Source organism: Psychrobacter sp. P11G5, from assembly GCF_001593305.1.
Taxonomy (GTDB): Bacteria; Pseudomonadota; Gammaproteobacteria; order Pseudomonadales; family Moraxellaceae; genus Psychrobacter.
The window spans coordinates 1-13,597 of sequence record NZ_CP012536.1; the positions used below are offsets into that span (position 1 = coordinate 1).

General features: G+C 36.8%; 11 protein-coding genes. 6 read left to right on the forward strand and 5 right to left on the reverse strand.

Features of this window, described 5'->3' with window-relative positions; genetic code table 11:
- Positions 1 to 344 precede the first annotated feature (344 nt).
- Positions 345 to 1,274: a replication initiation protein gene (locus AK825_RS14320; RefSeq protein ID WP_068039677.1), complete on the forward strand. Its 930-nt coding sequence runs from the start codon at positions 345 to 347 to the stop codon at positions 1,272 to 1,274.
- A gap of 652 nt (positions 1,275 to 1,926) precedes the next feature.
- Here AK825_RS14320 and AK825_RS14325 read toward each other — a convergent pair.
- Positions 1,927 to 2,415, reverse strand: a complete 489-nt coding sequence (locus AK825_RS14325) for a DUF3450 domain-containing protein (RefSeq protein ID WP_264753660.1) — start codon at positions 2,413 to 2,415, stop codon at positions 1,927 to 1,929.
- 777 nt (positions 2,416 to 3,192) lie between these two features.
- Here AK825_RS14325 and AK825_RS14330 point away from each other — a divergent pair.
- From AK825_RS14330 to AK825_RS14345, 4 genes are all read left to right on the forward strand, one after another.
- Positions 3,193 to 4,059 (forward strand): Dam family site-specific DNA-(adenine-N6)-methyltransferase, encoded by an 867-nt coding sequence (locus tag AK825_RS14330; protein WP_068039652.1) that lies wholly within the window; start codon positions 3,193 to 3,195, stop codon positions 4,057 to 4,059.
- A 43-nt stretch (positions 4,060 to 4,102) separates the two neighbouring features.
- Positions 4,103 to 5,161 (forward strand): DNA adenine methylase, encoded by a 1,059-nt coding sequence (locus AK825_RS14335; RefSeq protein WP_068039655.1) that lies wholly within the window; start codon positions 4,103 to 4,105, stop codon positions 5,159 to 5,161.
- Between the two features lie 271 nt (positions 5,162 to 5,432).
- Complete coding sequence (locus AK825_RS14340) at positions 5,433 to 6,836, forward strand: hypothetical protein (RefSeq protein ID WP_068039680.1); 1,404 nt, start codon at positions 5,433 to 5,435, stop codon at positions 6,834 to 6,836.
- A gap of 55 nt (positions 6,837 to 6,891) precedes the next feature.
- Complete coding sequence (locus tag AK825_RS14345; protein WP_068039657.1) at positions 6,892 to 8,307, forward strand: hypothetical protein; 1,416 nt, start codon at positions 6,892 to 6,894, stop codon at positions 8,305 to 8,307.
- Between the two features lie 156 nt (positions 8,308 to 8,463).
- On the opposite strand, the gene AK825_RS14350 is transcribed toward AK825_RS14345, so the two are convergent.
- From AK825_RS14350 to AK825_RS14365, 4 genes are all read right to left on the reverse strand, one after another.
- Positions 8,464 to 9,096 carry a recombinase family protein gene (locus AK825_RS14350; protein WP_068039661.1) on the reverse strand — a complete coding sequence of 211 codons (633 nt, stop codon included), beginning with the start codon at positions 9,094 to 9,096 and terminating at the stop codon, positions 8,464 to 8,466.
- 128 nt (positions 9,097 to 9,224) lie between these two features.
- Positions 9,225 to 10,034 carry a tetratricopeptide repeat protein gene (locus tag AK825_RS14355; RefSeq protein ID WP_068039664.1) on the reverse strand — a complete coding sequence of 270 codons (810 nt, stop codon included), beginning with the start codon at positions 10,032 to 10,034 and terminating at the stop codon, positions 9,225 to 9,227.
- A 70-nt stretch (positions 10,035 to 10,104) separates the two neighbouring features.
- The gene (locus tag AK825_RS14360) at positions 10,105 to 10,647 is read right to left on the reverse strand and encodes a hypothetical protein (RefSeq protein WP_068039667.1); all 543 of its coding nucleotides are present in this window, start codon (positions 10,645 to 10,647) and stop codon (positions 10,105 to 10,107) included.
- Positions 10,648 to 10,774: 127 nt separating this feature from the next.
- On the reverse strand, positions 10,775 to 11,071 hold the full coding sequence (locus AK825_RS14365) for a mobilization protein MobS (protein ID WP_068039671.1): 297 nt from the start codon (positions 11,069 to 11,071) through the stop codon (positions 10,775 to 10,777).
- A 254-nt stretch (positions 11,072 to 11,325) separates the two neighbouring features.
- Between AK825_RS14365 and AK825_RS14370 the strand changes: the two genes are divergently transcribed.
- Entirely contained in the window at positions 11,326 to 13,572 is a 2,247-nt protein-coding gene (locus AK825_RS14370) for a MobA/MobL family protein (RefSeq protein WP_068039674.1), read from the forward strand.
- Positions 13,573 to 13,597 lie beyond the last annotated feature (25 nt).

The window sequence follows — 13,597 nt, forward strand, 5'->3', positions numbered from 1 at the left end:
TAAACGATCGTTCATCTGTGACTACAGAAACAGTTTTTTGACTTATCAACAGCTAAAATTAATTGTTCAGTAAAAGAAGATTTTTATTTATTCCTGTTTAGATCCTGTTTACTCCTGTTTAAGAGCTATTTTTACTTTTTAAAATCAAATACTTATGAGTAGAATAAACACAAAATGAGTAGAATAAACACAAAATGAGTAGAATAAACACAAAATGAGTAGAATAAACACAAAATGAGTAGAATAAACACAAAAAAAATTTAATGCTATTATTTTTGTTTATTATGATAGAATAAATCTTGTTTTTAGTGGAAAAACAGAAAATTAAACGAGTGTTAAAAAATATGGAAAATAATCTAGTTGTACAGTCCAATGAACTTGTTCTGGCTGCTTATACTATGACTACTAAAGAGAAACAGCTATTACTATCTTGTATTAGCCGTATTGATAGTAGACGCGATGCGCCAAACATCACTAAGCAAACCAAGTTCACGGTGACAGTTGAGGAAGTAGCAAAAATATTCTATAACGATAGCACTAAGAAGAATGCTTTTAGAGATTTAGAGCAAGCTAGTAATCGGCTTTTTGATAGGGAGGTACTGATAGAACTAGAGGATAATAAAACGCTTCGTACTCGCTTTGTTAGCGGTGTTCTTTATGACCCTAATGGAGATCAGATAACAATAACATTTGCAGAAGATGTACTGCCTTATTTGACACAGCTAAAAGCTAACTTCACAAAATATAGGCTGATGGAGGTATCTGAGCTATCAAGTATTCACTCGATACGACTATATGAATTAATTGTTTGTTGGGTAGGTCAGTACCAATATACTAAAACTATGGATTTAGACGATTTTCGCTACGTTATGGGCATTAAAGGTAAGTATAAACAATTTGGACAGCTTAGAGAGCGTGTGATTGAGACTGCTATAGATGAGGTCAATGAGAATACAAACTATAAAATCATGGTTGAGTATCAGAAAAAAAGTAGAGGCAAAGGTTATGACGGCTTAACACTCAAATTCCATCGAAAAACATTAGAAAAACTAACTAGCGAAGATGGCGCTCTGTCACAAGCTATCATACAGTCTATTGTTGATAATGTGCAGTTTATGAATGACTATAACAACCATCCAAGCCTAAGTTATGAAGGCAAAATGCAGACTGACGCATTTAAGCGCGAAATGATTAACATCATACAACGAGAGCCTGAAAGCTTTAACAAGCCCAATAAAGGATTGGAGAGTTATCTGCCGAAGATTAAATATTAGCCTCTTTTCCCTAATGGTAATATATAGATAAAGTTTTTCCCATCGTTGATTTCATGCTGCATTGTAGGTTCTTACAAGTACTCAAGTAACAAGGGTGAATGTTTTAGGAGTCGTCATTACTTAACAACCAAAGTGGCTTCGTGGTTTTACTTTCTGCGTCCCTTTGTAAATCCTAATGCAGGATGTTGCTCGGGGTTCTATGTGTAACCATTCACATTAAATCAAGCTTCCGTTTCTTTAATGCTTTTTATAGGACAAAGCATATCATTTCACGCTTAAGAAGATAGTTTTCATGTTCCAAACGTTACTTTTGATGCTTAGTTGGCGCTCTCTCCATCTCTATTTTCAGCTAATAGTGGTTTTTCTAGCTTAGGACGTAGATTAGTTCTTCTTGCTGCTTCATACGTTACTTTTCACGTTGATAATACTTTCCTACTGTCTTAAACCGTCCTTTGCTGCTCATACACTGGCATTACCGTTTCTAGCATCACTTTTTATGCAGCTTTCAGCGAAGATACAGATACGTTGTTTTCCATGTAGCGAGAGGCTGTATGGCATTTATAAGCTATCTGTTGATATCTATATTACTCTTTTTCACGTAGCTCACTTGAGAGCATCCTGGATTCTGTGAAACCACCATTTAGATATTTTTCTAGAAGCCCCACCATCTTTTCTTCTTCTCAGAAACAGATGCGTTCGTATCATCTTTTTCTTGTTCAGGCTGTAGCTCATCATCGGGTTCATTTTTTTTGAATTCTAGCAACCTTACTTGCGCGAAATCGTGAATACTAGCATTAGCTTTCTCCAGTGTCTTATTTAGCTGACTAATCTGTTGTTGGTAATTCTCTATCAACTGCTTTTGATCGCTAACTTGCTGTCGAAGGTGTTCATTCTTCAACTTTTCTAGCTCCAATTGATGTTCATGCTCTGTACAAGACTGTACAGTCTGACTGTTCAAGTGTGTATTATGAGGGCTGTTCACTGATTGTTCAGTACGTTCTTTGGACAAAGGCTCTCCAAAAACCCGAAGCATCTCCGCAGTGTCAATTTTCTTATCTGCTGTTCTAGAAAGCTCACCATCATTGATTTTCTGATAAATGGTAGTTCTTGATAATCTCCATTCTTTTGCTGCTTCTGTCACGGATATATTCATTGCGAGCCTAGTGTCCAAGTATGTTTTTGTTGTATGTACAGTACATCTGTTCAGAACGTTCAGTAAACAACTATCGCACTAACTTAACCCTTTAAGCAAGCTGACTTCTTAAGCAAAAGGGGAAAATTATAGGAGTCTAGCTATCAGCTTAGGCCTATTACCAAAAGGGGAAAATTATAGGAGTCTAGCTATCAGCTTAGGCCTATTACCAAAAGGGGAAAATTATAGGAGTCTAGCTATCAGCTCAGGCCTATTACCAAAAGGGGAAAATTATAGGAGTCTAGCTATCAGCTTAGGCCTATTACCAAAAGGGGAAAATTATAGGAGATTTCATGACTTCATTTCTAACGAAAATAAGGCATACCACTATGTGTAATTCAGCCAACTAGTGCTGAATCTGAGTGTTTGAGGGTAAATGATGTTGATTGCACTAGGGAAGCACGTTAGCTTATTTACACAGTAAATCAGGATATCTTATCCCGCTTTTGTTGCTCAGTAAGAACGTCTAGCATCAGATTAATGATCGTCAGAAATAAACAAAAGAGCTTGAATATAATCGTTCATTCGGACAGAGCTAGTCCATTTTGTAGCCATAAATGATAGTAGCTAATATATCGAGCTGTACTACAACCAGACGAGAATTGAGAAGGGTTTGACCTTGACCTTCAGGCTACTTAACTGTATAGATTCGACAGCAGGGGTCAAAGCATCTCTTTGCTCACTCTATGTTATAGTGTTAACTTTTTAATTTGCCATACAAATAATATGATTAAATCGCCTTTAAATTACATTGGTGGTAAGAAAAAACTCTTACCACAAATTCTTCCTCTCTTTCCTGAAAATATAAACACGTTCGTGGATCTGTTTGCTGGAGGGTGTAACGTTGGAATAAATGTGGTCGCAGATAAAGTTATATTAAATGATAACTTAACTTATCTAATAGATATGTATCGGGCTTTCCAAAACCATACTATCGAAGAGGTAGTAGAACATATTGAAAACCGTATATTTGAACTAGACTTGTCTTTAACTAATCAAGAAGGCTATCTTAAGCTGCGAGAAATCTACAATCACAATAGAGTTCCTTTGGACTTGTTTGTGCTTGTTGCTTTTTCTTTCAATCATCAAATACGTTTTAATAATAGCCATAAATTCAACAATCCTTTTGGTAAAAACCGCAGTAGTTTTAATTCAATTATGAAAAAAAACTTACTAGAGTTCCTTAAAGTAATACAACAAGATCACTACGTGCTTCAAAACTTGCCTTACGATAATTTTGATTTCGCCTCTATCACGAGTAATGATCTCGTTTATTGCGATCCACCGTACCTGATTACCACAGGCACTTATAACGATGGAAAAAGAGGGTTTAAAGGTTGGAATGAAAAGGAAGAGGTAAAGTTGTTAACTCTACTGGATAAGTTAAACGACCAGAATATTCGCTTTGCTCTATCTAACGTCCTTGAGCATAAAGATAAAGAAAATGTTTTATTAAAAGAATGGTTGGATAAAAATGATTATGAATGCCACCAACTAAACCATAATTATGCGAACTCCTCTTACCAAACGACTAATAGAAAAAAGAACAGTAGTAAAGAAGTGTTAATAACCAACTATATTAATAAGTCTTAGACCGTCCAATCAATGTCAAACATCCATCTATTTAGAGATAAAAATGCGATATATCGGCAATAAAGAAAACCTTGTTGAGACTATTTTTCAGGTATTGATGCAGCAAGGAATTAAGGGAGACAGCTTTTTTGATGTTTTTTCGGGAACAGCTAATGTAGGGAAATTCTTCAAAAGACAGGGTTACCAAGTATTTTCCAATGACCTAATGTATTATTCGTATGTTTTACAAAAGGCTTATATAGAAAATGATTCGCCTCCCTTGTTCAAAGAGTTACTAAGTTCTTTTGATATTGCTAAAAAAGAAGTATCTGAAACCCCTCTACAAAAGGTGTTGTCCTATTTAAATGATTTGTCTCCAGTCAAAGGATTTATTTATAGCAACTATACGCCTGAAGGTACTCCTAACTTAGATATTCCGAGAATGTATTACACAGGTAAAAATGGACAATTTATAGACAAGGTTAGGATTAAAATTGAAGAGTGGTATGCAAAAAAAGTTATTAATGATCATGAGTACTATGTGTTAATAGCTAGCTTAATTGAAACTGTGCCATTCTATGCAAATATTTCTGGAGTTTATGGAGCTTTCCATAAGAAATGGGATAGTAGGGCATTGAAAGAAATGAAACTAAGGGAAGTTGAGGTGATCAGTAACGGTAGAAACAATCAGGTTTACAATACTGACTCCAAACTTTTGCTTGATGAGGTTTCAGCCGATATTTATTATCTTGACCCTCCTTATAATCAACGACAATACGCGCCAAACTATCATCTATTAGAAACCATTGCCCGCTATGATAGTCCTAAAATAAAGGGTGTAACAGGAATGCGTGACTATTCTCAACAAAAATCAAAATTTTGCCAAAGACGACATGCATTAGATGAGCTAGAAAATTTTGTTGAGCATGGTAATTATAAACATCTAATATTGAGCTATAACAGTGAAGGTCTTATGGTTCAAGAAGAGATCTTAGAGATGATGAAGCCTTATGGCAACACTGAACTCGTAGAGTTTGATTACACCAGGTACAAAAGTAACAGCAATGGAAGTAAACAGAGTAAGAAGTATGTCAAAGAGCAGTTATACTTATTAAGCAAGTAGAGTCCATATGCAGAAGAGAAAACAGGCTACATATATAACAGAAGAATATACAAAGATGGGTATTCTTCAAACACTTATTTCTATGCTTAAGTCTGACCCTCTTATTACTAAGCAGGAATTAGAAGTGGTAAATCTTGTGTTTCTATCCACTTTTACTAACAAATATATGTGTACTGATACTTATAAGGTCATCGGACTGGACTGTTATGAGGCGACAGTTGAAAACAGGATACCTATATGTAACGCAAAACACAGCAAAGTAGAATGCATTATGACTAGTCAGAAAAATTTATGGATACTAACTGAAGAACGACCCAAAACCAGTATTTTGCAAACTATTATTGGACGCTTCTGCAATGATTATAATATTGGCTTCTTCGCTAATCCCTTACGAATCATACCATTAATCAATAATGAAAAATTCACCTTCACTTATCAAGTACTAGGCATTAACTCTCCCAACATTGGCAACATATATATTAAGATAGTGTCTGGGTACTCCAGCTTTGTGGATTTTCTAGTATATTTTCAAAAAGATCAGCCTATCCCAACTGACATTCCTTTATATGCAATAGAAGAAACTAAAACCGATGACAGTGAAAGTCGTAATACAGGTGTCTATCAACGTTGCACAAAGTTTGTTTACATAGATTACTTCTACTCTCATGTAAAAAAAATCATGCTCTATGATCTACAAATAACTCAAAAGGCATCGCCAACTAAAACCAATATTTTCGGTAGCCGGTTGCTTGCGACTTGCGGTGTTGAAGTTCTAGGGAAGGTACAAACTGCTGAGCAGGAACAAGCATTTAATAGTATTGATGAACTCATCCAATGCAAAAAAGATATTAAAGCTCATACTAGAAACGTACCAATTGATATTACAAAACATGCTGAACATATTGAAGTGTCGGGACGGTTACGTAAAGGAAAGACTAATACACTAAGCTATGACCCTAATATTGGAGCCTTAACCATCATAGCAAAAGCACTTAGAGTCTTAGGTTGGGACAAAGACATTATAATTACAAAGCATGAACTTGCACAAGAAGTGCTGACCAATCGCAATAAGTTTATCTATATCGCGAACCGATTGGATATAAAGCTACAAGGTCTTGAGATCCCCCAAAATGTTGAACACAGAGATTACTGGAGATATGAAGAGAAGGGAGAGAAGTTAGCAACTATCTTTATTCATCTAGTGGTTGAGTCATTTACAAAAGGTTACTCTATTTTCGAAAACCACGCAGGTTGTGGAAAAAGTTACTTCAAAAAATCGAATGGTGATGTCAGACCTTTGGTCAAATATAGTTATGAAAATAATGGTAAAAGAAAAATTGCTCATATTCCTGACTTGATTTTAGTAGATATGGAGAGACTGGAGGTTATTAACATAGAGGGTAAGACTTATGCAAACCGATCCAACGGTATAAACGAGCTTTTAAATTATGATTTTATTGACAGTGAGTATATCAAGCAAGAATATCCAGATTACTCTATAAAGCGTACTGTTGTGGTATACGGTAGTGATGAAGAAGAGATTATGGAGACTAAAATTAGCTTTATGCTTAATAAAAAAGGGAAAATGGTTTTAGGGATTCAAGCACCACAACTCTTTCATCAAGCAATTTCAAACCTTCTACATTATTGGAAACGGACACCCTATCTTCATTAAATAGCTTAGAAATTCATCATAACAAGCAGTACAGAACTTAAAAATGGAATGCATTATGACTAGTCAGAAAAATTTATGGATACTAACTGAAGAACGACCTAAAGACAGTGTTTTACAAACTATCATTGGACGCTTTTTGCAAGATTATAGAATCGGTTTTTTTGCTAACCCTCTTAGAATCATACCTTTGATAAAAGATGGAAAGTTCACTTTCAGCTACCAAATTTTGGGGATTGACTCGTCAAATATTGGCAATATATACGTTAAGACCGTATCTGGATCCTCTAGTTTCGTAGATTTTTTGGTCTATTTTCAAGAATGTGAACCCGTCCCGACAGACACACCTTTATATGCTATAGAAGAAACTAAAACCGATGACAGTGAAAGTCGTAATACAGGTGTCTATCAACGTTGCACAAAGTTTGTTTACATAGATTACTTCTATTCTAATGTAAAAAAAATCATGCTTTACGACCTGCAAATAACTCAAAAAGCAAAAGCAACACAAACGAATATATTTGGTAGTAGACTACTTGCAACTTGCGGTATTGAAGTTCTAGGGAAAGTACAGACAGATGAACAAGGACAAGCTTTTGATAGTATCGATGAGCTTATTCAATACAAAAACAGTATGAGAAAACCCCCTAAAGGAAACGTACCAATTGATATCACAAGATATGCTGATCGTATCGAAATATCAGGAAGGTTAGTTAAATCTGGAGGACTAAGTCATGATCCTAATATTGGAGCCTTAACCATCATAGCAAAAGCACTCAGGGTGCTAGGCTGGGAAAAAGATATTGTAATTACGCAGCATGGCTTAGCGCAAAGCATGCTAACTACTCGCAATAAGTTTATCCATATTGCTAATCGCTTAAACATCAAATTACAAGGGCTTAATATTCCTAAGAATGTAGAGCATCTAGACTACTGGAGGTACGAGGCTAAAGGTGAGAAGCTAGCAACGATTTTCATTCATCTAGTAGTCGAGTCATTTACTAAAGGATATTCTATTTTCGAGAACCACGCGGGTTGCGAAAAAAGTTACTTTAAAAATTCAAGCGGTGGTGTTGTACCTCTAGCTAAATATAGTGACAGAGATGCTTATAAAGCTGGTGACAAAAGTAAAATAGTCCATATTCCCGATTTGATTTTAGTGGATGTGGAAAGGTCGGAGATTATTAATATAGAAGGTAAGACCTATGCAAATAGATTCAATGGCATAGCAGAGCTATTCAATTATGATTTTATCGAAGAAACTTATATTAAACCGCAGTACCCTAAGTATTCCATTAAACGTACTGTAGTGGTGTATGGTAGTAATGAAACAGAAATTGCAGAAATCGAAGTGAGTTTTATGCTCAATAAAAAAGGAAAAATGGTTTTAGGGATTCAAGCGCCACAGCTCTTTCATCAAGCAATTTCAAATCTCCTAGACTATTGGACACAAAGGAAACCTTCTATTTATTAAATAACCAATTTAAATATAAGCCAAGGAGACTACTTAATTAGGGTTATTAATCCATTAATAGACCTCTTGCATAAGTCATCTCTAGCCCTTGTAAATCGGTTAGTGGAAGTCAATGAACTGGTACTTTTGCAAGAGATCTAATAGACTTGGAACCACTTAATGAGCAGTGATCAGTTTAGGTCTTTCCTTGGCCACATCAGCAATCAGATGACGTGAGCACTTGGTCATTTTTTGAATATCAGAATAGCTATGACCTGATTTGAGCAGACTAGCGATCATCTTGCGCTTTTGAGTATCTTTCCTACGTCCTGAATACTTACCTTCTGCCCTAGCACGAGCAATACCTTGCTGCTGACGGTTACGCCTATCTTCATAATCCTTTCTAGCTATGGCTGCGAGCATATCCAGCATCATCGAGTTGATAGCCTGCAATATACTGCTCATAAATTCAGTGCTGCTTTCAGATTGAAGCGCCATATAGGAGGTAGGCAGCTCTTTTGAAACGATAGATAGCTTTTTTTCTGATAGCATTCTCTTGAGAGTATACCAATCAGCTTGATTCAAACGTGCTAAGCGATCAATCTGCTCAACTAAGATCACATCGCCCTTATGAGCATCTTCAATCAGCTGCATAAGCTTGGGTCGTACTAAAATAGCTCCTGATTCGTTTTCGATATAGAACGCAGCAATTTTGTGGCCATGATCGTTGGCAAATGCTATGAGTTCGCTTTTGGCACGCTTAGCGTCTTGTTCTTTGGTAGACGCTCGTAGATACGCTCTAATAAACATAAACACCTAAAATAGTCTGTTATAAGTGGTTCCATTATACCAGTCTGTTTTAAGTGGTCTGTTAATAGGTTTAATAGGTGAATTAGCTGGTTCCCTTGGGGTATTCCCTAAAGAAACTACTTAATATTTTAGAATGTTATTAAATTGAGGTTATATCTCGCGTCTTCATGGCCTTGATTAGCGGCTTCTATATACCATTCAGCAGCCTTTTTAAGATCTGTAATACCTGCAACGCCTGTATGATACATTACCCCCACATTAAACTGAGCATCAACATAACCCTGGTTGGCAGACTTCAAATACCATTCCATAGCCTTAGTTTCATTTCTTTCTACACCTTGGCCATTTTCATATAAATTTCCTAGATGATTCTGGGCTTCTGCCTCGCCTTGCTCTGCTGCTTTTTTTAACCATTCAAAAGCTTTATAGTAATCTTGAGAAGCTCCGATACCTTCACGATATGCCAACCCTACAGTCACTTGAGCAGTTGCATCACCTCGCTCAGCTGCCTCTTTAAACTGTTCAAACGGTGTTTTTGTGCTGAAATAAGATTGTCCAATCCCATATCTTTCCATTACATTTTTAACTATCTCTAACCTCAAGGGAACGATTATATCCACTCGTGGTTGTAGTTTTGAAGTAATTATCTGCATAAAGTCCTGAGCTGCGTCTAATTCAGGTGTATTGTGACTTAAACTACCTTTATATTCAGACTCTGGGACACCACTATTTTCTACAAACTCTACCGATAAGTCATTACCTTGACGTGCTCCATCTAATTCTTGCATTACAAACTCATGAGCTAACGAACTTGTGGTCAAGCTGCCTTCTATTAAAACACTTGAAAACCTTTTAGCAGCATGACTAATTCCATCTTCTGTAATTCTTTTTAGAAGAGCGGGGTCATTTACCTTCTTTTTATTAAAAAAACCAAACATAGGGAACTATCCTTTTGAAAAAATTATTATAGTAATTTTGAATGGATTGATTATATCTCTTCAGCTTTTATTATCTACCTTTGTCATGAAACGAACCACTTGAATCAATCCACATACCCCCTCCTAAGTATGCATCCTCGCCATCTTCATGTGCCATTGCGTTATACATATCTAGCCCGTCATTTCTAATCCTATTAGTTTTTGGCAAGTTTTTAATATATTCCTCTTTCCGAGCTTGCCATGACATGCCGTGACCAACCAAAAGTGAGTCAGGTATATCTTTATTCTCAATAAATAAGGTTGCTACCTCTAAGATCAATTGATGTACATTAACATTGCTCTCATGATAGTAGTTCCTAACCATGAGCCCGCCATTAGTTACGACCCTACCATAGTCAGTAAACTCTGTTTCCAGTATCTCATCATATAGCTTAAAATCTATTCCTCGTTTACCAATTAAAAAGTAAAGAGTTTGATTTTTATTACTAGCAATTAATGTAGAGCTCCAAGCATTAGCTTTAGGTTTATATTGTTTAAATCCTAATTCTCTTAGATTTTTAATAACATCATCACGCGTCAAGTTTCTTGGCCACTGAGGAATACCTCTTTCCATTTCTCATCCCACCTATATATAGATTAGTGTCTTTTTTCACTCTCATTAAAGACCCTTCAATGTCATTCTGATAAAAGTACAGTTTAAAAATGCATTTTATATATAGCTCACAGCTTACATCTCTGTCTTAGTCTACTTTGTTATTGTAACTCTTGATATTAACCTTACTACCAAGCTCTTTTATCAAATCTGCCATTAAATCCTTATCCGTCTGTCTGGTCAGGAAATTCAATAGATTATCAGCTGTGTATTTCTTTAAACCATCTACTGAATCATTCTCTAAAGCATCTACAAGAAAAGCACCCAGTAGTATTTTTTGCCGTGTCAGCTTCTTATCTAACTTCTGCTTCTCTCTATTTATTTTAAGCTCAAGCTCATTAATCTTTTGCTGTTCCTTTAGATCATTACCACCAAGTAAGCTCATAATCCTTCCTTAAAGCATCAAATTATATTTCCTCCAACTATACCAACTTCGCCAAATCCTAACAACAGTTTATGATATAGTTAATTGACGGATGGTTGAGTCCCACTGACTAAGTGCGAGTTTTCGACTTCACAAATGTTTACTCCCTTCGGTCGTACATTTGTGAAGTCCAAACATCGGCAGGGGCAAAGCCCCCACACCCCCGCACTACGAAAAGACGTAGTGCTAAAAAGCAAAAACATGAGTGTTTGAAAATGGCTATTTTTCTCGCATCGACTAAATCAATATCACGAGGTAGCGGACAAAGTGCTGTTGCTTCTGCTAGTTATCGAGCAGGGGAAAAATTAGAGGATGAGCGTTACGGTAAGACGCATGATTACTCTAAACGCTCAGGTGTCATGAGTGCCGATATTATTTTGCCGTCAGCATTAGCTGATGCAGGCGTTACTATTGATCGTAGCGATTTATGGAACAAGGCAGAGAGCGCAGAAAAAAGAAAAGATGCGCGAGTGGCTAGAGAGTGGTTGGTCAATTTACCGCATGAGTTAAGCGAACAAGATCGCAAAGACATAGCACATAGGTTCGCCCAAGAACTAGCCGACCGTTACGACACGATTGCAGATTGCGCTATTCACAAACCAACTCAAAGAGAGATTGAGCGCGGTGCTGACCCTCGTAACTTTCATGCTCATATCATGTTTACTACTCGTAAAGCCGTAATCGGTAATAACAACGAGATTGTATTGACTGACAAAGCCGATATTGAGTTGTCCGATACGAAGCGTCGTCAGCTTGGGTTTGAGATAGAACGAGTCAATGAGGAGCTTGGGGAAATTCGTCAACTATGGGAAAAAATTACTAACGAGAAATTAGCTGAGCATAAGCACGATTTAATAGATTGCCGTAGCTATGCAGACCAAGGCAAAGATATTGAGCCGCAGCTCAAAATGGGTTCGGTTGCGACCAAGCTAGAGCGTGACGCATACGAAAAGGCTAAACAAGAAGCCTTAGATAATGAGCAGGAATTTACTGGCATCGCACCAGTGACGATCCGTGGTGAGATTAACGCCATGATCGCGGAGCGTAATAGCTTGGTGCTAGAAGCATCTAACAAAATTATTTTTGAGAGAGAAAACAGTGAACGAATTAATCGAACACAACGAATCGTTGATGAAAACACAGACAGAGCTAGCAACACAGAATCAATCATTGATCGAATTAGTCGAACGCTTGGAGAAAGCACTGGCAGAGTTAAAGACACAGAATCAATCATTGAAAGAACACAACGAGTCATTGATGCAAACGCAGACAGAGTTAGAGACGCAAAATCAGCAAATGAGTGGGCAGCTGAACGATGCAAAAACCTACCAAAGGCAACTAATGGAGCAATTAAAGCTATCGAGAGAACGCTTCAAAGAATTGATGAAAACGCAGTCAGATCTAAAAACACAGTATCAGCAATTAATGGAACATCAGAAATCAATGACAATAGGAAACAACGAGCTGAACAAGCAAGCTCGTGGATTGATCACAACTCAAAAAGAGCTGCAAACAGCAAATCAGAGGCTTCAAGAGTCAATAACAGCATTGCAGAAAGGGCAAAACCAGCCCCAAGCCCTTTCGACGACGAATATGAACGAGCCTTTCATGAGCGAAAAAGACAAATTGATCAAAAAACTAGAGACGCAGCTCGATACGCTAGTGAAGCAGAACAAAATACTAGAAGAATCAAAGCTGATACGTTAGACAAGAAAAAGGTTCTAGCTTACCGACTCCTCACGCGCAATCACGACAGTAAGAGGTTGCGTAAAGGACGTAACGACAAATCGGAACATTACCCAGAGAAGTTCGATTATCGACAAATTGCCATACTTAATGAATTTGCTCACTCTCTAGGTATTCACACGATTGAGAAAGAGTATCTAGAGAAACACGAGCTAGTCGTTGATATGCTTAGCCTTGAGGTCATGCAAAACAACCTAGCTGCTATAAATATATTAGTAGACAACCAAAAAGAAAGATCCCACCACCAAACCGTTACAGCAGACTTTTATGATTTTATCGATAAGGTAGACAAACAAAGAGCTGAGCAGGTAGAACAGTATCAAACAAGATTAGGTAGAAATGATACTAGCAGAGTGACTGCAACGATAATGACAGCTCAACCTTACCTAGTTGCACTGACTAAATATGCAAATAATAGTGAAAAAACAGATGAGAACAGAGCATTAGCAGAACAACATATCAATCGGACTATTAGATTGACAGTTAAGCAATACGAGGTTGCTTACAAAGGACTGGATACTTTAATGAACCATGATAGCGTCCAGAAGCACGTTAGAGAGCTTGGAGACAGTTTAGGTAGATTTACTACTGATTACGCTGAAAAGATATCTGGCGATGATTTAAGAAGCATTAATAACGGTTTAAAAGTCCTTGATAGAGAGATAGATACAAGTAATGTAAATGATAATAGAGATAATCCATCACTAGGTTTCTAGTTAGACATATTCATTTTTTTCAAAC